Origin of the sequence: Aquipseudomonas alcaligenes, from assembly GCF_003205495.1 — a bacterium.
GTDB lineage: Bacteria > Pseudomonadota > Gammaproteobacteria > Pseudomonadales > Pseudomonadaceae > Aquipseudomonas > Aquipseudomonas alcaligenes_B.
In genome coordinates, this window is record NZ_QJRX01000002.1 from 107,654 (window position 1) to 129,877 (window position 22,224).

Annotated in this window: 18 protein-coding genes and 1 other RNA gene; 11 read left to right on the plus strand and 8 right to left on the minus strand. The window is 66.3% G+C overall.

What is annotated here, in order from left to right:
- Positions 1-170 precede the first annotated feature (170 nt).
- Positions 171-713 carry a methylated-DNA--[protein]-cysteine S-methyltransferase gene (locus DMO17_RS03195; protein ID WP_110680876.1) on the plus strand — a complete coding sequence of 181 codons (543 nt, stop codon included), beginning with the start codon at positions 171-173 and terminating at the stop codon, positions 711-713.
- Positions 714-1,349: 636 nt separating this feature from the next.
- Here DMO17_RS03195 and ssrA read toward each other — a convergent pair.
- Positions 1,350-1,706: a transfer-messenger RNA gene (gene ssrA, locus DMO17_RS03200) on the minus strand.
- 155 nt (positions 1,707-1,861) lie between these two features.
- Here ssrA and DMO17_RS03205 point away from each other — a divergent pair.
- Complete coding sequence (locus tag DMO17_RS03205; protein WP_110680877.1) at positions 1,862-4,780, plus strand: hybrid sensor histidine kinase/response regulator; 2,919 nt, start codon at positions 1,862-1,864, stop codon at positions 4,778-4,780.
- A 10-nt stretch (positions 4,781-4,790) separates the two neighbouring features.
- On the opposite strand, the gene DMO17_RS03210 is transcribed toward DMO17_RS03205, so the two are convergent.
- The 4 genes from DMO17_RS03210 to DMO17_RS03225 all read right to left on the minus strand — a co-directional run bounded on the left by DMO17_RS03210 (position 4,791) and on the right by DMO17_RS03225 (position 10,828).
- Positions 4,791-5,036: a hypothetical protein gene (locus tag DMO17_RS03210; protein ID WP_110680878.1), complete on the minus strand. Its 246-nt coding sequence runs from the start codon at positions 5,034-5,036 to the stop codon at positions 4,791-4,793.
- A 59-nt stretch (positions 5,037-5,095) separates the two neighbouring features.
- Entirely contained in the window at positions 5,096-7,900 is a 2,805-nt protein-coding gene (locus DMO17_RS03215) for an FAD-binding and (Fe-S)-binding domain-containing protein (protein WP_110680879.1), read from the minus strand.
- Positions 7,901-7,913: 13 nt separating this feature from the next.
- Positions 7,914-9,068 (minus strand): FMN-dependent L-lactate dehydrogenase LldD, encoded by a 1,155-nt coding sequence (gene lldD, locus DMO17_RS03220; protein ID WP_110680880.1) that lies wholly within the window; start codon positions 9,066-9,068, stop codon positions 7,914-7,916.
- Positions 9,069-9,133: 65 nt separating this feature from the next.
- Positions 9,134-10,828 carry an L-lactate permease gene (locus tag DMO17_RS03225; protein ID WP_110680881.1) on the minus strand — a complete coding sequence of 565 codons (1,695 nt, stop codon included), beginning with the start codon at positions 10,826-10,828 and terminating at the stop codon, positions 9,134-9,136.
- Between the two features lie 287 nt (positions 10,829-11,115).
- Between DMO17_RS03225 and DMO17_RS03230 the strand changes: the two genes are divergently transcribed.
- On the plus strand, positions 11,116-11,883 hold the full coding sequence (locus DMO17_RS03230; RefSeq protein ID WP_110680882.1) for an FCD domain-containing protein: 768 nt from the start codon (positions 11,116-11,118) through the stop codon (positions 11,881-11,883).
- Between the two features lie 39 nt (positions 11,884-11,922).
- On the opposite strand, the gene smpB is transcribed toward DMO17_RS03230, so the two are convergent.
- Positions 11,923-12,405: an SsrA-binding protein SmpB gene (gene smpB, locus DMO17_RS03235; protein WP_110680883.1), complete on the minus strand. Its 483-nt coding sequence runs from the start codon at positions 12,403-12,405 to the stop codon at positions 11,923-11,925.
- 129 nt (positions 12,406-12,534) lie between these two features.
- On the opposite strand from smpB, the gene DMO17_RS03240 reads away from it, so the two are divergent.
- Positions 12,535-12,969 carry a type II toxin-antitoxin system RatA family toxin gene (locus tag DMO17_RS03240; protein WP_110680884.1) on the plus strand — a complete coding sequence of 145 codons (435 nt, stop codon included), beginning with the start codon at positions 12,535-12,537 and terminating at the stop codon, positions 12,967-12,969.
- Positions 12,962-13,276, plus strand: a complete 315-nt coding sequence (locus DMO17_RS03245) for an RnfH family protein (protein ID WP_110680885.1) — start codon at positions 12,962-12,964, stop codon at positions 13,274-13,276. The genes DMO17_RS03240 and DMO17_RS03245 overlap by 8 nt, the downstream gene beginning before the upstream one ends.
- A gap of 56 nt (positions 13,277-13,332) precedes the next feature.
- Here the strand turns inward: DMO17_RS03245 and DMO17_RS03250 are convergent, their stop codons facing one another.
- Entirely contained in the window at positions 13,333-13,848 is a 516-nt protein-coding gene (locus DMO17_RS03250; protein WP_110680886.1) for an outer membrane protein assembly factor BamE, read from the minus strand.
- Positions 13,849-13,945: 97 nt separating this feature from the next.
- Between DMO17_RS03250 and fur the strand changes: the two genes are divergently transcribed.
- A complete protein-coding gene (gene fur, locus DMO17_RS03255; protein WP_110680887.1) occupies positions 13,946-14,356 on the plus strand; it encodes a ferric iron uptake transcriptional regulator in 411 nt (136 codons plus the stop codon).
- Positions 14,357-14,407: 51 nt separating this feature from the next.
- On the opposite strand, the gene recN is transcribed toward fur, so the two are convergent.
- Entirely contained in the window at positions 14,408-16,081 is a 1,674-nt protein-coding gene (recN, locus tag DMO17_RS03260; protein WP_110680888.1) for a DNA repair protein RecN, read from the minus strand.
- 146 nt (positions 16,082-16,227) lie between these two features.
- On the opposite strand from recN, the gene grpE reads away from it, so the two are divergent.
- The 5 genes from grpE (at position 16,228) to carA (ending at position 22,196) form a co-directional block, all read left to right on the plus strand.
- Positions 16,228-16,797 carry a nucleotide exchange factor GrpE gene (grpE, locus tag DMO17_RS03265; RefSeq protein WP_110680889.1) on the plus strand — a complete coding sequence of 190 codons (570 nt, stop codon included), beginning with the start codon at positions 16,228-16,230 and terminating at the stop codon, positions 16,795-16,797.
- Positions 16,798-16,905: 108 nt separating this feature from the next.
- Positions 16,906-18,822, plus strand: a complete 1,917-nt coding sequence (gene dnaK, locus DMO17_RS03270) for a molecular chaperone DnaK (protein WP_110680890.1) — start codon at positions 16,906-16,908, stop codon at positions 18,820-18,822.
- 113 nt (positions 18,823-18,935) lie between these two features.
- A complete protein-coding gene (dnaJ, locus tag DMO17_RS03275; RefSeq protein ID WP_110680891.1) occupies positions 18,936-20,060 on the plus strand; it encodes a molecular chaperone DnaJ in 1,125 nt (374 codons plus the stop codon).
- A 10-nt stretch (positions 20,061-20,070) separates the two neighbouring features.
- Complete coding sequence (dapB, locus tag DMO17_RS03280; RefSeq protein WP_110680892.1) at positions 20,071-20,874, plus strand: 4-hydroxy-tetrahydrodipicolinate reductase; 804 nt, start codon at positions 20,071-20,073, stop codon at positions 20,872-20,874.
- 185 nt (positions 20,875-21,059) lie between these two features.
- Positions 21,060-22,196, plus strand: a complete 1,137-nt coding sequence (gene carA / locus DMO17_RS03285; RefSeq protein WP_110680893.1) for a glutamine-hydrolyzing carbamoyl-phosphate synthase small subunit — start codon at positions 21,060-21,062, stop codon at positions 22,194-22,196.
- Positions 22,197-22,224 lie beyond the last annotated feature (28 nt).

The window sequence follows — 22,224 nt, forward strand, 5'->3', positions numbered from 1 at the left end:
GGGCAGTCGACATTGCAGAGACAAGATGGTTAGAGCTGAAGCTGGGGGCCGCATTCGGCCAGTCGAGATCGACGGTGGAGGCATGCCCGGCCTCCCTCGACAGTCGTAACGTCGCACGGGTACAAGTTCCTATCGAGGGTGCATCGGGGCACGGGGGAGACGGAGTGGACATGCGGCCAGGCAAAGACCCGATTCCGGCATATGGAGGCCTGATCGAAACCCCACTCGGCAACATGATTGCCCTGCTGAACGAGCAGGGCGCCCTGCAGTGCCTGGAGTTCCTCGACGAGCCATGGCAGCAGGTGCCTTTGAGCAGCTGGCGCGGTGTTGAGTTGTTGCATGACTCGCAGGCCGTGGCGCCGATTGCCAGTCAGTTGCAGGAGTATTTCGCCGGCCGGCGCCGAGTTTTTGATCTATCGCTGGCACCCAGGGGCAATGACTTTCTACAGGAAGCCTGGCGCCATCTGCGCGAGGTGCCCTACGGCACTACCCTGACCTACGGTGCGTTGGCCCAGCGCCTGGAGCGCAGGACCTCGGCTCGCGCCATCGGCCGGGCCAATGCGGTCAATCCGATCGCCATCATCGTGCCCTGCCACCGCATCATCGGTGCCGACGGTAGCCTCACCGGCTACGCCGGCGGACTGGTGCGCAAGCAGGCTCTACTGGAGCTGGAGGGCGGCTACCTGCCGGCGCGGCAGCGAGCACTGTGGTAGGTGCGGGTGCCCACCCTCTTCTGACGGAGGTGGCGCGGGTATCGGAGCATTCACGAGGCCCGCGGCAATTCATTGATTTGACTTGAAGCCTCAGTTCCCAGCGGACGGCAGCGGAAGCATTTGCATTGATTAGCGGGTTGCCGATAGGTACGGCAGATGATGGGGGTACTCATGATGAACTCTCATGTCGGGCGGACCGGCTTCTTGCTCGGGCTCGCGTCTTGTATGGCCGGAAATCCAGGCATGCATAGGCAGGCCGGTTAACCGGTTGGTATTTGTCTCGACAGGAGGTGACGCCAGTAGGGACGATTGAGATCAAGCAGAACTGCCGCATGAGCCTTGTCGGTCAAGGAGCTGCAGGAGTGAGGGTCGGCTTGTATCAATGCTGCGCATCGGCACTGCTTCTGATCTCAGGGAAGCAGAACCTAGGCTCAAGTGGAATGGTGTTCCGGATACATGCCGTGTCCAGGTCGGACTGCATAGCCGCATGGCTCAGGATGGCTGCTGCCATCTGCGCCTATCACCTTGCGGGTGCGGAAGTCTACCACGTTATCGCATGGGCAACGCCGGATATCGGCACTTTTCCTGCGCTCAAAGAAAAGCCCCTGAAAACTCTTTGATTTTCAAGGGCTTGTTTGGTGGAGCCGGGGGGATTTGAACCCCCGTCCGCCAGCTCTCCGCTATCGGTTCTACATGCTTAGCCATCTCTACTGAGTTAACTCCGCGCCGCCCGAGTGGCAGGGTGCTTGGAGCGAGCTGCATGAGTTTTAGCCGTTACGCCTGCAGCGTGCTTGGCGGCGATCCTGTTCTATCTGACAGACCAAATCTTCGGGTTTACAGGCATCCCCTAGGGTCTGCTGGCGCCCTTAGGCGGCCAGAGCGTAGTTGTCGTCGTTGGCAACTATGAAGTTGTGGCAGCGGATTTACGAGAACTGTCACCTACTCGGCATGCCCCTCAAGTTTTGTTACCGGCGTCGAATCCTAATCGGCCCCATAACTCTCTTGCGAGGTTGGAGCGCAGTGTACGGCAAAGGTTCCCCAGCGTCGACCGCCGATCTGCCCTTACAATGGCTTCATCACCGCTCTCGGCTGGCCGTTGTGCGGCCTTGTGCCATTCTCTGTCTGTCCCGAATTCAAGGAATGCCGGCATGCCGCCCGCACCGCTCAAGCCCCTGCGCCGCTGGATCTGGCGCGCCTTCCTGCATAGCGCGCTGATTCCCCTGGTTCTGGTGGAGTCGGTACTGATTGGCGTGTACCTGTACACCAACGAGTCGATTCGCGAGGCCCAGGTCGGCTACCTGCAGAGCAGCGCGCTGCAGGACCTGGACAGTGCGGTGCGTCGCGAGGGCCAGGTGATCGACAGCCGGCTCAAGGCCATCGAGGCGCAGGCCGGTATCTTCCGCGACGCGGTGGGCGAGGCCCTGGCCGATCGCCGCTTCGAGCCGGACGAGCTGGAGCGCATGCGCCATGCCAGTAACCCGCAGGGGGTGTTCTACAGCCGCAGCGACGACGGTCGCGCCGCCTCCTTCTATTCCGCCAGCACGCCGCCGGCGCGCCAGGATCGCGACAAGGCACTGCGCCTGTCGCGTATCGATCCGCTGATGCGCTCGATCAAACAGGCCGACCCGCTGGTGGCGGCCGTCTACTTCAACAGCTGGGACAGCTACAACCGCATCTACCCCTACTTCGACGTGCTGCAGCAGTACCCGCACGACATGGACATCCCGCAGTACAACTTCTATTACCTGGCCGACGCCAAGCACAACCCGCAGCGCCGGCCGGTGTGGACCGAGGTGTACCTGGATCCGGCCGGTCAGGGCTGGATGATGTCCGCCATCGCTCCGGTGTATCGCGATGAGTTCCTCGAAGGCGTGGTGGGGCTGGACGTGACGGTCGGCCAGATGCTCGCCGAAATCGGTAACCTGCAGGTGCCCTGGCAGGGCTATGCGCTGCTGGTGGGGCGCGACAACGGCATCATGGCCCTGCCGGCGGCGGGCGAGAAGGATTTCGGTCTGCGCGAATTGACCAACTATTCCTATGCCGAGGCGGTCAGTCGCGAGGTGCTCAAGCCGGCCGACTTCAAGCTGGATCGCCAGGAGGGGCTGCGCCCGCTGCTGGCCGCCATGGCCGAGCGGCCACATGGCGTGCAGGAGGTGCAGCTGGGCGGCCGGGCCCAGTTGATGGCCTGGAGCGAGATTCCGCAAACCGGCTGGCGCCTGCTCCTGGTGGTGGACGAGGCCAACATCTTCCGCGAGACCAACCGCCTGGCCGAGCAGTACCTGAAGATCGGCTACCTGCTGATCGCCGGCCTGGTGTTCTTCTATCTGCTGTTCGGCAGCTGGATGTGGTTGCGTTCACGGCGCCTGAGCAACGAGCTGGCGCAGCCGATCACCGGCATAGTCGGGATGATGCGCAGCCTCGCGGTCGGCGAGCGGCGGCCGGTGGCGCCGCCCACGGCGATCCAGGAAATGGCCGAGATGGCCGAGGAAGTTCAGCATGCCGGGCAGCAGCTGCAGGCCAGCGAGGCGAGCCGCCTGCAGGTGCAGCGCACCCTCGAGCTGGTCCTGGAAAGCACCACGGAAAGCCTCTGGGAGGTGGAGGCCGCCAGCCTCAGCATTCGCGTCAGCGAGCGTTTCGTGCGGCGCTTCGGGCTACATGCCGACTGCATGCCCTTCGCCGAATTCAACCAGCGCGTGCACCCGGACGACCTGCCGCGGGTGCGCCACCTGCGTCTGAGCCTGGCCGACGATAGCAGCGAGGACTTCTTCGAGGCCGAGTATCGCTACGCCGATGCCCTGGGGCATTACGTCTGGCTGCTCAGCCGCGGCAAGGTGATCGAGCGCGATGCCCAGGGGCGTGCGGTGCGCGCCGCCGGTACCCATGTCGACATCAGCAGCCTCAAGCAGACCCAGGACGAGCTGCGCCGCGCCAGCCTGGAGGCGCAGGCCGCCAGCCAGGCCAAGAGCCGCTTCCTGTCCAGCATGAGCCACGAGCTGCGCACGCCGCTCAACGCCATCCACGGCTTTGCCCAGCTGATCGAACTGGAGGCGGCGCCGGACGAGGCGCGCCGCCAGGAGGCCGAATACGCGCGGGAAATCGTCCTGGCCAGCCGGCACCTGACGGCTCTGGTGGACGATATCCTCGACCTGTCCAGCATCGAGAGCCGCCAGCAGCAGCTGCAACTGCAGCCGGTGGACATCGGCCCGTTGCTGCGCGGCTGCGCCGAGCTGGTGCAGCCGGAGGTACAGCAGCGCCAGCTGCAGTTGCAGGTGCAGGCCGAGGCCCATCCGCCGCTCTACGTGCTGGCCGACCCGCGCCGCCTGCGCCAGGTGCTGCTCAACCTGCTGTCCAATGCGATCAAGTACAACAGCCCGCGAGGCATGATCCGGCTCGGCTACGAGGTGCGTGCCGGCGGCGTACGACTGTGGGTGGAGGACAGCGGTCCGGGGCTCAGCCCCGAGCAGCAGGAGCAGCTCTTTCAGCCGTTCCAGCGCCTGGGGCGGGAGAATTCCAACATCCCCGGCACCGGCATCGGCCTGGTGTTGTGCCGCGAGCTGGCCGAGCTGATGGGCGGGGAAATGGGTTTCGCCAGCAACGTCGGCCTGGGCAGTCGCTTCTGGATCGAGCTGCCCGGCGCGGCCGAGCCCGCGGCCCAGGCCGAGGCGGCCGAGACGGATACGCCGGCCGCGACGCGGATGCTGGCGCCGGTGCTGTGCGTGGAGGATCACCCGGCCTGCCTCAAGGTTCTGCAGGAGGGGCTGCGCGACCTGGCTCGGGTGGAGGGGGCGACCTCGGTGCGCCGCGCCCTGCTGCACCTGGCCGAGCAGACGCCGGCGCTGGTGCTATTGGACCTGGACCTCCCCGACGGCAGTGGCCTGGAGGTACTCGAGCGGATGCGCGAGGAGGCGCGCCTGGCCGAGGTGCCGGTGCTGGTGGTCAGCGCAGCGGCCGACGAGGGGCTGCTGGCCGAGGCGCGTGCCAAGGGCGCCCAGGCCAGCCTGCTGAAGCCGGTGGACCTGCAGCAGCTGCGCCAGGTGGCGCGGGTTCTGTTGGGCGAAGAGGCCTAGGGGCGGGCGATTACTCGCTGGCCTGCAGCAGGTTCAGCGCCTCTTCCAGCACCTTGACCGACTCGCCATGGTTGCCGGCCTTGTGCAGGGCTTCGCCTTCGGCGCGCAGGCGCTGCACCTCGGCGAGCACCTCCGGATCGGCGGGTGGGTCGGTCTTGAGCATGGCGTCGATCTTGGCCATGTCCTGCGGGCAGTGCATGGCCATCAGCGGGGTGCTGAGCAGGGCGGCGGCAAGAAGCAGGGTCAGGCGGCGCATGGCGACTCTCCAGTGGCGGTGCTGCAGCCAGTATAGGCAAGCCGTGGCGCGCCGCGTCGTCAGCGGGCGAGCGGCCGGCTGACCCGGTCCAGCAGGTAGACCAGCGAGTGGTAGTCGATGCCGCTGTGGGTCGACAGGCCGATCTCGCAGGTCCGGCTGGTCGAGATGCCCTCCTCGCAAATCTGCACCGCATCCTTCAGCGAACGCAGCGCATGGGCGTTCAGCTCGGGCGTGGTAAAGCCCTTGTCGCCGGCGAAGCCGCAGCAGTGGATGCCCTCCGGGATCACCACCGTCTTCGCGCAGCGTCGGGCGATCTCGATCAGGTGCTCGGCCTCGCCCAGGTGCTGGGTGGAGCAGGTCACATGGACCGCCACCGGCGCCTCCTGCGGGGTGATCTCTAGCCTGTCCAGCAACTCTTCGCGGATGAATTTCACCGGGTCGTAGAGGCGCAGCCGGCTGCCTGAGTTGCCTTGCACCAGGCGCAGGGTGCAGGGGCTGGTGTCGCAGTAGATGGGGTCTTCACCATTGCGGCTGGCGCTGAGCAGGGCGGCGAGCAGCTCGTCGCGCTTGGCATCGCCCTGCTTGGCATAGCCCTTGGAGGTGAAGGGCTGGCCGCAGCAGAGGTTGTCCAGCCCCGCCGGGAAGATCACCTCGAAGCCGGCCTTCTCCAGCAGGGCGCGGGTCTTGTCCAGCAGGCTGGTCTGTTCGGCATCGGCGAAGGCCGGGCCCATGGCGCGCGACACGCAGGCGGGCAGGTAGACCACCCGTGGCTTTTCGCTGGGCGCCGGCGGCACCCATTTCAGTGGCTGCGCCACTTGAGGCATGGCCGCTGTCCACAGTGGCGTGCCGAATTGCTGATGCAGGCCGGCGGCCCAGCGCGCCAGGCGCGGTGCGCCGAGCAGGCGGCGGGCGCTGTCGGCGGCCAGCAGGCCGAGGCGGGCGCCCTTGAGGGCGGTGGCGAAATGCCCGGCCAGCCAGTCGGCCGTGCCGCCGTGCCGCGCCTTGTGGCCGCGCAGCTGGCGCACCAGCTCGCCGGTGTTGATGCCCACCGGGCAGCGTTGGGCGCACAGACCGGTGGCTGCGCAGGTGTCGAGGCCGTGGTGCTGGTAGGCGGCTTCCAGCTCGGTGGTGTCGATACCGGCCCGCTTGCGCGCCTGGATATCGCGCCAGATGACGATGCGCTGGCGCGGCGTCAGGGTCAGGCCGCGCGAGGGGCACACCGGTTCGCAGAAGCCGCACTCGATGCACTTGTCGACGATCGCGTCGGCGGCCGGCAGCGGCTTGAGGTTTTTCAAGTGCAGCTCGCGGTCCTCGGAGAGGATCACGTCCGGGTTGAGGATGCCCTGCGGATCGAGCAGGCGCTTGATGGTCCACATCAGCTGGTAGGCCTCGCTGCCCCACTCCAGCTCGACGAAGGGCGCCATGTTGCGCCCGGTGCCGTGCTCGGCCTTGAGCGCGCCGCCGAACTCCACCGCCACCAGCTGCGCCACCTCGCCCATGAAGGCGTCGTAGCGGGCGACCTGGGCCGGGTCGTCGAAGCCCTGGGTGAAGACGAAGTGCAGGTTGCCTTCCAGGGCGTGGCCGAAAATGATCGCCTCGTCGTAGCCGTGACGGTCGAACAGTTCGAGCAGACGGTTGACGCCCTCGGCCAGGCGCTCCACCGGGAAGGTGACGTCCTCGATGATCACTGTGGTGCCGGTGGCGCGCACCGCGCCGACGGCGGGGAAGGTGTCCTTGCGCATCTTCCACAACTGGTTGTACACGGCCGGGTCGCTGCTGAAGTCGACCCGCTTCTCCAGCGGGAATTCGGCGATGGCGGCCATGATCCGTTCGATCTGCTCGGCCAGCACGGAGGCCGTGGCGGCGCGCGACTCGATCAGCAGGGCGCAGGCGCCACCCGACAGGCTCTTGACCCACTCCGGCATGCCGGGCTTGTCCTGCACCGAGCGCAGGCTGCGCCGGTCCAGCAGCTCCACGGCCGACACCGGCTGCTGCTTGAGCACCGGCACGGCGCGGCAGCAGCTTTCCACATCGGGGAACACCAGCAGGGCGCTGGCCTTGTGCGGGTGCTCCGGCACCGTGTGGTAGGTCACCGCGCTGATAAAGCCCAATGTTCCTTCCGAGCCGACCATCAGGTGGCTGAGGATATCCAGCGGCTCGTCGAAATCGACCAGCGCGTTGAGCGACAGGCCGGTGGTGTTCTTCAGCCGGTACTTGTGCCGAATCCTCGCCGCCAGCTCGCTGTTGGCGCGGGTCTGCCGGCCCAGTTCGGCCAGCTGCGCCAGCAGCCCGGCATGGCTGGCGCGGAAGGCCGCGACGCTGGCCTCGTCCTCGGTATCCACGAGCGTGCCGTCGGCTAGCACCAGGCGCAGGCCGGCCAGGGTGTGGTAGCTGTTCTGCGCGGTGCCGCAGCACATGCCGCTGGAGTTGTTGGCGACTATGCCGCCGATCTTGGCCGCGTTGATCGAGGCCGGGTCGGGGCCGATCTTGCGCTGCAGCGGTGCCAGTACGGCGTTGGCGCTGGCGCCGATCACGCCCGGCTGCAGGCGGATCTGCGCACCGTTGTCGCGTACCTCCCGGCCGTTCCAGTTGTCGCCCAGCACGATCAGCACCGAGTCGGAAATCGCCTGCCCGGAGAGGCTGGTGCCGGCGGCGCGGAAGGTCACCGGCACGCGCTGGGCGCCGGCCAGCTTGAGCAGCTCGACCACCTCCCGCTCGCTTTCCACGCGGATCACCAGTTGGGGAATCAGCCGGTAGAAGCTGGCGTCGGTACCGAAGGCCAGGGTCGACAGCGGATCGTCAAACAGACGCTCGCGCGGGATCAAGCATTGGACTTCAGCGAGAAAGGCGGCGGGCAGGCTCATGGCGGCTCCGGGATCAGGACGCGGCGTGGCGCAGCTCGCGCACCAGAGAGTCGGCGCCGATCTCGCCGATCGAGCGGGCGCCGGTGAGGGTCATGGCCACACGCATCTCCTTGTCGAACAGCTCCAGCAGGTTGCTCACCCCGGCGCCGCCGGCGGCGGCCAGGGCGTAGACGAAGGCGCGGCCGAGCATCACCGCGTCGGCACCGAGGGCGAGCATGCGCACCACGTCGAGGCCGGTGCGGATGCCGGAGTCGGCGAGGATCTTGATCTCGCCCTTTACCGCGTCGGCAATCGCCGGCAGGGCACGGGCGCTGGACAGCACGCCGTCGAGCTGGCGACCGCCGTGGTTGGATACGACGATGCCGTCGGCGCCGAACTTCACCGCGTCGCGGGCGTCCTCGGGGTCGAGGATGCCCTTGATCACCATCGGGCCGTCCCAGAAGTCACGAATCCACTCCAGGTCCTTCCAGGAGATCGACGGGTCGAAATTGGCACCCAGCCAGCCGATATAGTCGGCCAGCCCTGTCGGATTGCCGCGGTAGGCGGAGATATTGCCCAGGTCATGGGGCTTGCCCCAAAGGCCCACGTCCCAGGCCCAGGCCGGATGAGTCATGGCCTGCAGCACACGGCGCAGTGGCGCGTTGGGGCCGCTCATGCCGGAGTGGGCATCGCGGTAGCGCGCGCCGGGCACCGGCATGTCGACGGTGAACACCAGGGTGGTGACGCCGGCGGCCTTGGCCCGCTCCAGGGCGTTGCGCATGAAGCCGCGATCCTTGAGCACATAGAGCTGGAACCACATGGGCCGGTCGATGGCCGGGGCGACTTCCTCGATCGGGCAGACCGAGACGGTGGACAGGGTGAAGGGAATGCCCTTGGCCGCCGCCGCCTTGGCCGCCTGCACCTCGCCGCGACGGGCATACATGCCGGTCAGGCCGACCGGGGCCAGGGCCACCGGCATGGCCAGCTTCTCGCCGAACAGCTCGGTGGACAGGTCCAGCTCGGCCATGTTCCTCAGCACGCGCTGGCGCAGGGCGACTTCGGCCAGGTCGGCGACGTTGCGCCCCAGCGTGTGCTCGGCATAGGCGCCGCCGTCGATGTAGTGGAACAGGAAGGGCGGCAGCTTGCGCCGGGCGGCTTCGCGGTAGTCGGTGGAGGCGGAGATGATCATGGCTCTAGTCCTATGGGGCTGGAGCGGCAGCGCCCCGACTGTGCGGGGCGCTGCCGGGTTTGCGGTCAGCGGGCGAGCAGCGGATCGCTGATACCCAGAGCGTAGATCGCCAGCAGGGCGATCAGGCCGGTGAACAGCACGTAGTACAGGGTGGGCCAGACGGTCTTGCGCAGGGTGGTGCCTTCGCGCCCGAGCAGGCCGACCGTGGCCGAGGCGGCCACCACATTGTGGATGGCGACCATGTTGCCGGCGGCCGCGCCTATGGCCTGCACGGCAACGACTAGAGCGGTGGAGATGCCCAGGTTCTGCGCCACGCCGAACTGGAACTGCGCCAGCATCATGTTGCTCACCGTGTTGGAGCCGGCGATGAAGGCGCCCAGGGCGCCGACGCTCGGCGCCAGCAGCGGGTAGATGCCGCCGACGCTGTCGGCCACGTAGCGCGCCATGGTGATCGGCATGCTGGCCAGTTCCGCGCCGTTGACCCCGGAGTTGATCAGGATGCGCACCATGGGCACGGTGAACAGCAGGACGAAGCCGGCGCCGAGCAGCACACCGGTCGATTCCTTCACCGCCGCGCCCAGCTCGCGCAGCTTCATGCCATGCAGGAAGAAGGTGGCCAGCACCACGGCGACCAGGATGCCGCCGGGCAGGTACAGCGGCATGAAGTCGGCCTTGATGCCGGCCTCGCCGAGGATGTCCGGGAACACCAGCACCACGGATTTCAGCGCGGCGCCGACTTCCGGGAACACCCGGCTGACCACCAGCAGGGCGCCGACCAGCACATAGGGCAGCCAGGCGCGCAGGGTGCCCATGGGCTTGACGGTGAGGCTGTCCAGTTTCATCTCGACGCTGCCCAGCCACTCGTTCGGCCATTCGTTGGCCGGGGCGAAGTCCCAGGTCTTCTTCGGTACCAGGAAGCCGAGGCGGGCGGCGCTACAGACGATGGCCAGGCCGATCAGTCCGCCCAGCAGGGAGGGGAATTCCGGGCCGAGGAACACGCCGGTGGCGGCATAGGGCAGGGTGAAGGCCAGGCCGGCGAAAATGGCGAAGGGCAGCACCTCGAAGCCGGCCTTCCAGCTTTTCTCGCGGCCGAAGAAGCGGGTCAGCATCAGCACCATGATCAGCGGCATCAGGGTGCCGACCGTGGCATGGATGATCGCCACTTCGCTGGTGATCAGCTGCAGGTAGGCCTCCCAGCTGGAACCCTGGGCGGCCAGCTGCGCACCGATGCCAGCGCTATCCAGGCCGGTATTGAGACCGACCAGGATCGGCGTGCCGACCGCGCCGAAGGACACTGGCGTGCTCTGCACCAGCATGCCGAGGATCACCGCGGCCAGCGCCGGGAAGCCGATGGCCACCAGCAGCGGCGCGGCGATGGCGGCCGGGGTGCCGAAGCCGGAGGCGCCCTCGATGAAGCAGCCGAACAGCCAGCCGATGATCAGCGCCTGGATGCGCCGGTCCGGGCTGATGGTGGCGAAGCCGGCGCGGATCGCGGTGATGCCGCCGGAGTGCTTGAGGGTGTTGAGCAGCAGGATGGCGCCGAAGATGATCCACAGCACCCCGCCGGTGATCACCAGGCCCTGGACGGTGGAGGCGAGGATGCGGTTGAAGCTCATGTCCCACACGGTCAGGCCGATGCCGGCGGTGAGCAGGTAGACCAGCGGCATGGCGCGCTTGGCCGGCCAGCGCAGGCCGATCAGCAGCACGGCGGCCAGCAGGATGGGTGAGAAGGCGAGAAGGGCGAGCAATCCGGAGGACATGGCGAGTTCTCCGTTCAGTGACGCGCCAGGCGCGGCAGTCGGGGGGTGAAGGGCATCTTGTTACCTCGGCGCATTCTTGGAGTTGTTGGGCGCGCTCTGCATAATTGGTAATACCAATTTACAAAGTGGCTGGGCCAGAGTAAAAGTCCGGCCGCGCTTCTGTCAATTTCATGGCTTGCGACTTTGGTCGAAGTGCCTCTGGTTGCCTGCCCGTGGCTGCACCTTTAGGCTTGCTGGAACGCAAGGCTGCAGAGCCATGCAGGTGGTCAAACCAGTGGGAGCGGGATATGGAAGTGGGGCCGGTACGTCAGCGCCGTCTGTCGGATGACATCGTCGAGCAGCTGGAGACCATGATCCTCGAGGGCACGCTGAAGGCCGGCGAGCGGTTGCCGGCGGAGCGGGTGCTGGCCGAGCGCTTTGGCGTGTCGCGGCCGTCGCTGCGCGAGGCGATCCAGAAGCTGGTGGCCAAGGGCTTGTTGGTCAGCCGCCAGGGCGGCGGCAACTATGTGGCGGCGGAACTGGGCTCGACCTTCAGCGATCCGCTGCTGCACCTGCTGGAGAGCAATCCTGATGCCCAGCGCGACCTGCTGGAGTTTCGCCACACCCTGGAGGGTTCCTGTGCCTTCTATGCGGCGCAGCGTGCTACTGCCCTCGATCACGAGCGCCTGCGGGCGGCCTTCGACGAGCTGCAGCGCTGCTATGCGCCGAACAGCAAGGCCAGCCGGGCGGAGGAGGGTGCCGCCGATGCGCGCTTCCACCTGGCCATCGCCGAGGCCAGTCATAACGCCGTGCTGCTGCACACCATTCGTGGGCTGTTCGACCTGCTCAAGCACAACGTGGTGACCAATATCGGCGGCATGTACCTGCAGCGCAGCGAGACTCGCGATCAGCTGCGCGCGCAGCACCAGGCGTTGTTCGAGGCAATCATCGCGCGCCGTGCCGAGGAGGCGCGCGAGCTGTCCAACCGGCATATCCACTATGTGCAGGAGGTGCTGGCCGAGGCGCAGCAGGAGGCGCGCCGGCTTGAGCGGGCGCAGCGGCGCCAGGGGCTGTAGTGCGGAGGGCATGAAAAAGGGCGGATATCCGCCCTTTTCTTATTCTTCCTTGCCCTTGCTGCGCATGGCGCGGGAGATCTCCCGGTCGGAATCGCGCTCCTTCTCGGTGGCGCGCTTGTCGAATTCCTTCTTGCCCTTGGCCAGGGCGATCTCGCACTTGATCAGGTGCTTCTTCCAGTACAGCGCCAGGGCCACGCAGGCGTAACCCTTCTGCTGCACGGCGCCGAACAGCTTGCCCAGCTCGCGCTTGTGCAGCAGCAACTTGCGCGTACGGGTGGGGTCGGCGATGACGTGGGTGCTGGCGGTCTTCAGCGGCGTGATGTGGGCGCCGAACAGGTAGGCCTCGCCGTCCTTGAGCAGCACGTAGCTGTCGACCAGCTGGGCCTTGCCCGCGCGCAGGCTCTTCACTTCCCAACCGGACAGGGCGATGCCGGCCTCGAACTTGTTTTCGATGGAATAGTCGTGCAGCGCCTTCTTGTTCAGCGCGATGGTTCCGGTGGGGTGTTTCTTCTGCTTGGCCATAGGGCGCGCATTATAGGGAGTCGGCGCTGCCCTGGCGACAGGCGCGCTTGAGGGGGCTGGTCGAATTCCGCACAATGCGTGCTCCGTGGCGTCGGCGAGCCGGCGTAGCAGTTCAGGAATCCAAGGCTGATGAGCACCCGTATCCAACGCTCGGCCCTGTTGCCCTATCCGGCACAGGTTCTCTACGACCTGGTCAACGATGTGGCCAGCTACCCGCAGTTCCTGCCCTGGTGCTCGGCCTCCGAGGTGCTGGAAGAGAGTGCCGAGGCAATGCGCGCCAGCCTGACCGTGGCCAAGGGTGGGGTCAGCCAGCGCTTCATGACGCGCAATCGCCTGGTGCCGGGCAAATCGATCGAGATGCAACTGGAGGAAGGCCCCTTCACCCAGTTGCAGGGCACCTGGGAATTCAAGGCGCTGGGTGACAAGGCCTGCAAGATCAGCCTGGACATGACCTTCGATTACGCCGGTCCGCTGGTCAAGGCCACCCTGGGGCCGCTGTTCAACCAGGCGGCCAACACCCTGGTCGATGCGTTCTGTCAGAGGGCCAAGCAACTCCATGGATAAGCCGAACATCAGCGTCGAGGTGGTCTATGCCCTGGCCGAGCGGCAGAAGCTGCTGCGCCTGAGCGTGCCCGTTGGCACCACGGTGCGCGAGGCGGCGCTGCGCTCGCGCCTGGACGAGCATTTCCCCGGGCTGGATCTGGCCAGCGCCCCGCTGGGGATCTTCGGCAAGGCGGTGGCCAGGCCCGAGGAGCGGGTGTTGGAAGAGGGCGAGCGGGTGGAGATCTACCGGCCGCTGATCGCCGACCCCAAGGAAGTGCGCAAGCAGCGCGCGGCCAAGGCTGCGGCGGCCAAGGCGGGCGACGACTGAGGTTATTGGCGCAATGAAAAAGCCCCGCACTTGGCGGGGCTTTTCGTATCCGGCTATTACTGCGGCATCGGATCGAGCGGTTCCGGCACGGGAACCGGGATCGGCTCGGCGGCATCCACTTCGTCCTGGATCTGCTCCAGCAGCGAGCCCGGCTTGGCCGGTTCTTCCCGGACCTCGGTCTGCGGCTGTTGCACGCGGGTGTCGCTGCCTTCGCCGAGGATTTCCTGGTCGCGGCTGACGCCCGGCATGAAGTCGCCGGCCAGGCCGATCAGCTGGTCGTTGCCGTCGAACATCAGGCTGATGCGCTCCTGATAACGCTGACGGCCGCCCGGCTGGATGCTGTACAGGTAGTCCCAGCGCTTGGCGTGGAAGGTATCGGTGATCAGCGGGTTGCCCATGATAAACCGCACTTGGCGCTGGGTCATTCCAGGCTTCAACTGGTCTATCATGTCCTGTGTAACGACATTGCCCTGCTGGATGTCGATCTTGTAGACCCCGGGAAACGAACAGCCGGCGAGTGCGAGCAGACCCACGAGGGTGAGGCTGGGCAGCAAGAGCTTGGTGTTTTGCATCGGTGGGTGACTTCCACTATCTTGGCTGGGCAAATTAAACCCCGATCATACCCGCATTAACGGGAGCTGCGAAGCAGCAACCACGAGAAAGCAGACCATGGTTGAAAACAACGAACTGCGCAAAGCTGGCCTCAAGGTCACCCTGCCGCGTGTGAAGATTCTGCAGATGCTCGACTCGGCCACTTCCGGTCAGCGTCACATGAGCGCCGAGGACGTGTACAAGGCCCTGATGGAGGCCGGCGAAGACGTGGGCCTGGCCACCGTCTATCGCGTACTGACTCAGTTCGAGGCTGCCGGCCTGGTCGAGCGCCACAACTTCGACGGCGGCCATGCCGTGTTCGAGCTGGCCGACGGTGGCCACCACGACCACATGGTCTGCGTGGACACCGGTGAGGTGATCGAGTTCTTCGACCCGGAGATCGAGAAGCTGCAGAAGGACATCGTCAAGCAGCACGGCTTCGAGCTGGTCGACCACAACCTGGTGCTCTACGTGCGCAAGAAGAGCTAAGCGCACAGCGAACCAATGAAAAAGGCGCCCCGCGGGGCGCCTTTTTCGTTTTCATGCCTGGGCGCGGGTCACCATCTTGCGGGCGTGCTGCAGGGACTCCTCTGTGAGGTCGACGCCGCCGAGCATGCGCGCCACTTCCTCGACCCGCTGTGCGGTATCCAGGTTGGCCACGGCGGTGCGGGTCTCTGCGCTGTCGCGCTGCTTGTGCACGAACAGGTGGTGGTGGCCCTGGGCGGCGACCTGCGGCAGGTGAGTCACGGTCAGCACCTGGCCGCGCTCGCCGAGGCGGCGCAGCAGCTGGCCGACCACTTCGGCGGTGGGGCCGCCGATGCCGACGTCGACCTCGTCGAATACCAGGGTCGGCACCCGCGAGGTCTGTGCGGTGATCACCTGGATGGCCAGGCTGATACGCGACAGCTCGCCGCCAGAGGCGACCTTGGCCAGCGACTTCAGCGGCTGGCCGGGGTTGGCGCTGACCAGGAACTCCACCTGCTCCAGGCCCTGCGGTTGCGGCTCGTCGTGGCTGCCGGGTTGCAGCCCGATGCTGAAGCGCCCGCCGGGCATGCCCAGGGTCTGCATCTCCACCTGCACCGCTTCGGCCAGGCGGCTGGCGGCCTGCTGGCGCAGGGCGCTGAGTTCGGCGGCCTTGTCCTGGTAGTGGCGTGCGTAGGCGGCCAGCTCTTCGCCGAGGCGTTCGACCGCCTCGTCGTCGGCGTTGAGGCTCTCCAGTTCCTCGAGCAGGCGCTGCTGCAGTTCGGCGAGCTCAGTGGGCTGCACGCGGTGCTTGCGCGCCAGGCTGTAGATGGCGTCCAGGCGTTCTTCGAGGAGTTGCTGGCGCTGCGGGTCGGCGTCGAAGTGGTCGATGAAGCGGTTCAGTTCGCCCACCGCCTCCTCGACCTGGATCTGCGCGCTGGCCAGCAGGTTGGTCGCCTCGCTCAGGGCGCCGGGCTGGTTGGCAAAGCCGCCGAGGCGGTTGAGGCTGGCGGTCAGCGCCGACAGTACGTTGCCGGCATCGCTCTCGCTGCACAGGTCGAGCACCTGGCGGCAGGCGCCGAGCAGTTGCTCGGCATTGCTCAGGGTCTTGTGTTCCTGTTCCAGCTGTTCCAGCTCGTTATCGCCCAGGGCCAGGTTTTCCAGCTCTTCCAGCTGATAGCTGAGCAGCTGGTGGCGGGCGCGCTGCTCGTCGCCGGTCGAGGATAGCCGCTGCAGTTCCTGGCGGGTCTGGCGCCAGCGCTGGGCGGCCAGCTGCACCTGGCGGGCCAGTTCCTGGCTGCCAGCATACTCGTCGAGCAGGCGGCGGTGGGTGTCCGGCTTGAGCAGCGACTGGTGCTCGTGCTGGCTGTGGATGTCGATCAGCAGCTCGCCCAGGGCCTTGAGGTCGCCCAGCGGGCAGGGGCTGCCATTGATGTAGCCGCGCGAGCGGCCCTCGCTGGTGATGACCCGGCGCAGGATGCACGGGCCGTCGCTGTCCAGGTCGCGCTCGGCCAGCCAGGCGCGGGCTTCGGCGATGTCTTCCAGGTCGAAGCTGGCGAGGATGTCCGCCTTGTCCGCGCCGGGGCGCACCACGCCGCTGTCGGCGCGGTCACCGAGGGCCAGGCCGAGGGCGTCGAGCATGATCGACTTGCCGGCACCGGTCTCGCCGGTGATCACCGACATGCCGCGCTGCAGTTCGAGGTCCAGGTGTTCGACGATGGCGTAGTTGTGGACGGACAGGTGCACCAGCATGAGGAGCGCTCCCAAAAGTTGTGCTGTCTATTTGTACAGTGTTTTGTTTTGCCTCGGCAATAACCCTTGAAACCCTGTGGCGGGCCCCCATATAGGCGACCAGAAGCGCGGGCCATGACCCGCTGTCGCATTCACAGGAGGACCCAATGGCAGACGAACAGACCCTGGACACGGCAACCCCGGAAGAGCAACTGGCGCCCGAGGCGACCGCCGGCGACGACCTGGCCACTCGCGTGCAGACCCTCGAAGAGCAGCTGGCCGCGGCCCAGGATCAGTCCCTGCGCATGGCCGCCGACCTGCAGAACGTGCGCCGTCGTGCCGAGCAGGACGTGGAGAAGGCGCACAAGTTCGCCCTGGAGAAGTTCGCCAACGACCTGCTGCCGGTGGTCGACAGCCTGGAGCGCGGTCTGGAGCTGACCAGCGCCGCCGATGAGGCGAGCAAGGCCATGCGCGAGGGCATGCAGCTGACCCTCAAGCTGTTCCACGACACCCTCAAGCGCCATCAGCTGGAAGCGCTCGATCCGCATGGCGCGCCGTTCAACCCCGAGCATCACCAGGCCATGGCCATGGAGGAGAGCATCCATGCCGAGCCGAACACCGTGCTCAAGGTGTTCCAGAAGGGCTACCTGCTCAACGGTCGCCTGCTGCGCCCGGCCATGGTGGTGGTGAGCAAGGCGCCGTTGACGCCGCCGCCGTCGATCGACGAGCAGGCTTGAAATACCCGGTAACGGCCCCATCTACAGGGCAAGCGATTCAGTAGCTGACGCCGTGTGCCGCAGGCCGCGACGTACTCAAGGTTAAAGACAGAGTTTCGGAGACTATTCATGGGCAAGATCATCGGTATCGACCTGGGCACCACCAACTCCTGCGTGGCCATCTTGGAAAACGGCAACGTCAAGGTCATCGAGAACGCCGAGGGGGCGCGCACCACCCCCTCCATCATCGCCTACACCAACGATGGCGAGACCCTGGTCGGCCAGAGCGCCAAGCGCCAGGCGGTGACCAACCCGCACAACACCCTGTTCGCGGTGAAGCGCCTGATCGGCCGCCGCTTCGAAGAGGACGTGGTGCAGAAAGACATCAAGCTGGTGCCCTACAAGATCGTCAAGGCCAACAATGGCGACGCCTGGGTGCAGGCCGGCGGCAAGGACATGGCGCCGCCGCAGATCAGCGCCGAAGTGCTGAAGAAGATGAAGAAGACCGCCGAGGACTACCTGGGCGAGCCGGTCACCGAGGCGGTGATCACGGTTCCGGCCTACTTCAACGACAGCCAGCGCCAGGCCACCAAGGATGCCGGTCGCATCGCCGGCCTGGACGTCAAGCGCATCATCAACGAGCCGACCGCCGCGGCCCTGGCTTACGGCATGGACAAGGCCAAGGGCGACCACACCGTGATCGTCTATGACCTGGGTGGCGGTACCTTCGACGTGTCGGTGATCGAGATCGCCGAAGTCGACGGCGAGCACCAGTTCGAAGTGCTGGCCACCAACGGCGATACCTTCCTCGGTGGCGAGGACTTCGACATGCGCCTGATCGACTACCTGGTCGACGAGTTCAAGAAAGAGTCCGGCATGGATCTGAAGAACGATCCGCTGGCCCTGCAGCGCCTGAAGGAAGCCGCCGAGAAAGCCAAGATCGAGCTGTCCTCGAGCCAGCAGACCGACGTCAACCTGCCGTACATCACCGCCGATGCCAGTGGTCCGAAGCACCTCAACGTGAAGATTTCCCGCGCCAAGCTGGAAGCCCTGGTCGAGGATCTGGTCGCCCGTACCATCGAGCCGTGCCGCATCGCCCTGAAGGACGCCGGCATCGACGCCAGCAAGATCGACGACGTGATCCTGGTCGGTGGCCAGACCCGCATGCCGCTGGTGCAGCAGAAGGTCGCCGAGTTCTTCGGCAAGGAAGCGCGCAAGGACGTCAACCCGGACGAAGCCGTGGCCATCGGTGCCGCCATCCAGGGCGCCGTTCTGGCCGGTGACGTCAAGGACGTGCTGCTGCTCGACGTCTCCCCGCTGACCCTGGGCATCGAGACCATGGGCGGCGTGATGACTCCGCTGATCGAGAAGAACACCACCATCCCGACCAAGAAGTCGCAGGTGTTCTCCACCGCCGACGACAACCAGAGCGCGGTGACCATCCATGTGCTGCAGGGTGAGCGCAAGCAGGCCACGCAGAACAAGTCGCTGGGCAAGTTCGACCTGGCCGAGATCCCGCCGGCGCCGCGTGGCGTGCCGCAGATCGAAGTGACCTTCGACATCGACGCCAACGGCATCCTGCACGTGTCCGCCAAGGACAAGGCCACCGGCAAGCAGCAGTCCATCGTGATCAAGGCCAACTCCGGCCTGTCCGACGAGGAAATCGAGCGCATGGTGCGTGACGCCGAGGCCAACGCCGAGGAAGACCGCAAGTTCGAGGAGCTGGCCGCGGCCCGCAACCAGGGCGACGGTCTGGTCCACGCCACCCGCAAGATGATCACCGAGGCCGGCGACAAGGCCACTGCCGACGAGAAGGCGGCTATCGAGAAGGCCATCGGCGACCTGGAAGTGGCCCTCAAGGGTGACGACAAGGCCGAGATCGAGGCCAAGATCAACGCCCTGTCCGAGGCCACCACTCCGCTGGCGCAGAAGATGTATGCCGAGCAGCCGCAGCCGGGCGCAGCCGCCCAGGGCGCCGAGGGTGCCAAGGATGCGGCCGACGACGTGGTCGACGCCGAGTTCGAAGAGGTCAAGGACAACAAGTAAGCCCCGCTTACTAAGGTGCCAGCCGGCCGCGTTGCGGTCGGCGATTCTCCGCGCGGGGGCTTGCTCCCGCGTTGGCGTGTCTGGAGCCTGTGAATCAGAGGTGTTGAGGATTTATGGCCAAACGTGACTATTACGAAGTGCTCGGAGTCGAGCGCGGCGCCAGCGAGGCGGACCTGAAGAAGGCCTACCGCCGCCTGGCGATGAAGTACCACCCGGACCGCAACCCGGATGACAAGGCTGCGGAAGAGAAATTCAAGGAGGCCAACGAGGCCTACGAGGTGCTCTCCGACGCCGCCAAGCGTTCGGCCTACGACCAGTACGGCCATGCCGGGGTCGATCCGCAGATGGGCGGCGGTGCCGGCGGTTTCGGCGGCGCCAACTTCTCCGACATCTTCGGTGACGTGTTCAGCGACTTCTTCGGCGGTGGCCGCGGCGGCTCGCGCGGTGGTGCCCAGCGCGGCTCCGACCTGCGCTACACCCTGGAGCTGGACCTGGAAGAAGCGGTGCGCGGCACCACCGTGACCATCCGCGTGCCGACCCTGGTCGGCTGCAAGACCTGCGATGGTACCGGTGCCAAGAAGGGCACCAGTCCGGTGACCTGTACCACCTGCGGCGGCATCGGCCAGGTGCGCATGCAGCAGGGCTTCTTCTCGGTGCAGCAGACCTGCCCGCGCTGCCACGGCAGCGGCAAGATGATCACCGACCCCTGCGGCAGCTGCCACGGCCAGGGCCGGGTGGAAGAGAGCAAGACCCTGTCGGTCAAGGTGCCGGCGGGCGTCGATACCGGCGATCGCATCCGCCTGTCCGGCGAGGGCGAGGCGGGCTCCCATGGTGGGCCGGCCGGTGACCTCTACGTGGTGGTCAACGTGCGCGAGCACCCGATCTTCCAGCGCGACGGCAAGCACCTTTACTGCGAGGTGCCGATCAGCTTCGCCGACGCAGCGCTGGGCGGCGAGCTGGAAGTGCCGACCCTGGACGGCCGGGTCAAGCTGAAGATCCCGGAAGGCACCCAGACCGGCAAGCTGTTCCGCCTGCGTGGCAAGGGCGTGGCCCCGGTGCGTGGCGGCGGGGCCGGCGACCTGCTGTGCAAGGTGGCGGTGGAAACCCCGGTCAACCTGGACAAGCGTCAGCGCGAGCTGCTGGAGGAGTTCCGCAAGTCGCTGGAGGGCGACAGTTCCCACTCGCCCAAGGCCAGCGGCTGGTTCGATGGCATGAAGCGTTTCTTCGGTGACATCTAAGGATTCGGCTATGCGACGTATTGCAGTGATGGGCGCCGCCGGGCGCATGGGCAAGAACCTGATCGAGGCGGTCGGCCAGGCCGAAGGCGCGCAGCTGAGCGCCGCCATCGACCGTCCCGACAGCAGTCTGATTGGCGCCGATGCTGGCGAGCTGGTGGCCCAGGGCAAGCTGGGCGTGCAGCTGGTGGGCGACCTGAATGCCGTGCTGGATCAGTTCGACGTGCTGATCGACTTCACCCACCCTTCGGTGACCCTGAAGAATCTGGAAATCTGTCGGCGCGCCGGCAAGGCCATGGTCATCGGCACCACCGGCTTCTCGCCGGAGGAGCGGCAGCAGCTGGAGGCGGCCGCGCAGGAGATCCCGATCGTCTTCGCCGCCAACTACAGCGTCGGCGTCAACCTCTGCCTGAAACTGCTGGATACCGCCGCGCGCGTGTTGGGCGACGAGGTGGACATCGAGATCATCGAGGCGCACCACCGGCACAAGGTTGATGCACCGTCCGGTACCGCGCTGCGCATGGGCGAGGTGGTGGCCGCCGCTCTGGGGCGCGACCTGCAGAAGGTCGCGGTCTATGGTCGCGAAGGCCAGACCGGCGCGCGCGAGCGCGAGACCATCGGCTTCGCCACCGTGCGGGCTGGCGACGTGGTGGGTGATCACACCGTGCTGTTCGCCGCCGAGGGTGAGCGCGTGGAGATCACCCACAAGGCCTCCAGCCGGATGACCTTCGCCAAGGGCGCGGTGCGCGCGGCGCTGTGGCTGCAGGCGCAGCCGGCCGGTCTTTATGACATGCAGGACGTGCTGGGCCTGAACTGAAATACCTTTTCGGTCCATGCAATTGCTGGACCGAAAAGGGCTTTTCCTGTAAGCTGCCCGCTTTAGTGTGTCCACTAAAAGTTACGCAGAATGAATCAGATAAAGAAGCGGGGTGACGGTCAATACGTCATCCCGCTTTTTTACAACCTGCGTTTGAACAAGCAGCAGATCTAAGGGAGGTCTTCTTGACTAAGCCAGCCATACTCGCACTCGCTGACGGCAGCATTTTCCGCGGCGAAGCCATTGGTGCCGATGGCCATACCATTGGTGAGGTGGTGTTCAACACCGCCATGACCGGCTATCAGGAAATCCTCACCGATCCTTCCTATGCCCAGCAGATCGTCACCCTGACCTACCCGCACATCGGCAACACCGGCACCACGCCGGAAGACGCCGAATCCAACCGCGTGTGGGCCGCCGGCCTGATCATCCGCGACCTGCCGCTGATCTCCAGTAACTGGCGTGACAAGCAGCCGCTGGATGAGTACCTGAAGGAAAACGGCACCGTCGCCATCGCCGGCATCGACACCCGTCGCCTGACCCGCATCCTGCGTGAGAAGGGTTCGCAGAACGGCTGCATCCTGGCTGGCGAAGGCGCGACCGAGGAAAAGGCCCTGGAACTGGCGCGCAGCTTCCCCGGCCTCAAGGGCATGGACCTGGCCAAGGTGGTCAGCTGCACCGAGCGCTACGAGTGGCGTTCCAGCGTGTGGAACCTGCAGACCGACAGCCACCCGGAAATCGCCGCCAGCGAGCTGCCCTACCACGTGGTCGCCTATGACTACGGGGTCAAGGTCAACATCCTGCGCATGCTGGTCGAGCGCGGCTGCCGCCTGACCGTGGTGCCGGCGCAGACCCCGGCCAAGGATGTGCTGGCACTGAACCCGGACGGCGTGTTCCTCTCCAACGGCCCCGGCGACCCCGAGCCGTGCGACTACGCCATCGCTGCGATCAAGGAAGTGCTCACCACCGATATCCCGGTATTCGGCATCTGTCTAGGCCACCAGCTGCTGGCCCTGGCCTCCGGTGCCAAGACCCTGAAGATGGGCCACGGCCACCACGGTGCCAACCACCCGGTGCAGGACCTGGATTCCGGCGTGGTGATGATCACCAGCCAGAACCACGGTTTCGCCGTGGATGAAGCCAGCCTGCCGGGCAACCTGCGCGCCACCCACAAGTCGCTGTTCGACGGCACCCTGCAGGGCATTGAGCGCACCGACAAGGTGGCCTTCAGCTTCCAGGGCCACCCGGAGGCGAGTCCCGGCCCGCACGACGTGGCCCCGCTGTTCGATCGCTTCATCGAAGCCATGGCCAAGCGCCGCTAAGCCCCGCCGACTGACCCAAGGATTCGAG

Excerpts from the sequence above, each read along its gene's own strand:
- DMO17_RS03210 (WP_110680878.1), bottom strand. The coding sequence starts at position 5,036 with ATGCGCCGCCTGACCCTGCTTCTTGCCGCCGCCCTGCTCAGCACCCCG.
- DMO17_RS03250 (WP_110680886.1), bottom strand. The coding sequence starts at position 13,848 with ATGCAAAACACCAAGCTCTTGCTGCCCAGCCTCACCCTCGTGGGTCTG.
- DMO17_RS03225 (WP_110680881.1), bottom strand. The coding sequence starts at position 10,828 with ATGTCCTCCGGATTGCTCGCCCTTCTCGCCTTCTCACCCATCCTGCTG.
- fur (WP_110680887.1), top strand. The coding sequence starts at position 13,946 with ATGGTTGAAAACAACGAACTGCGCAAAGCTGGCCTCAAGGTCACCCTG.
- smpB (WP_110680883.1), bottom strand. The coding sequence starts at position 12,405 with ATGGCCAAGCAGAAGAAACACCCCACCGGAACCATCGCGCTGAACAAG.
- recN (WP_110680888.1), bottom strand. The coding sequence starts at position 16,081 with ATGCTGGTGCACCTGTCCGTCCACAACTACGCCATCGTCGAACACCTG.
- grpE (WP_110680889.1), top strand. The coding sequence starts at position 16,228 with ATGGCAGACGAACAGACCCTGGACACGGCAACCCCGGAAGAGCAACTG.
- DMO17_RS03245 (WP_110680885.1), top strand. The coding sequence starts at position 12,962 with ATGGATAAGCCGAACATCAGCGTCGAGGTGGTCTATGCCCTGGCCGAG.
- DMO17_RS03230 (WP_110680882.1), top strand. The coding sequence starts at position 11,116 with ATGGAAGTGGGGCCGGTACGTCAGCGCCGTCTGTCGGATGACATCGTC.
- DMO17_RS03215 (WP_110680879.1), bottom strand. The coding sequence starts at position 7,900 with ATGAGCCTGCCCGCCGCCTTTCTCGCTGAAGTCCAATGCTTGATCCCG.
- dnaJ (WP_110680891.1), top strand. The coding sequence starts at position 18,936 with ATGGCCAAACGTGACTATTACGAAGTGCTCGGAGTCGAGCGCGGCGCC.
- DMO17_RS03240 (WP_110680884.1), top strand. The coding sequence starts at position 12,535 with ATGAGCACCCGTATCCAACGCTCGGCCCTGTTGCCCTATCCGGCACAG.
- DMO17_RS03195 (WP_110680876.1), top strand. The coding sequence starts at position 171 with ATGCGGCCAGGCAAAGACCCGATTCCGGCATATGGAGGCCTGATCGAA.
- dapB (WP_110680892.1), top strand. The coding sequence starts at position 20,071 with ATGCGACGTATTGCAGTGATGGGCGCCGCCGGGCGCATGGGCAAGAAC.
- lldD (WP_110680880.1), bottom strand. The coding sequence starts at position 9,068 with ATGATCATCTCCGCCTCCACCGACTACCGCGAAGCCGCCCGGCGCAAG.
- DMO17_RS03205 (WP_110680877.1), top strand. The coding sequence starts at position 1,862 with ATGCCGCCCGCACCGCTCAAGCCCCTGCGCCGCTGGATCTGGCGCGCC.
- dnaK (WP_110680890.1), top strand. The coding sequence starts at position 16,906 with ATGGGCAAGATCATCGGTATCGACCTGGGCACCACCAACTCCTGCGTG.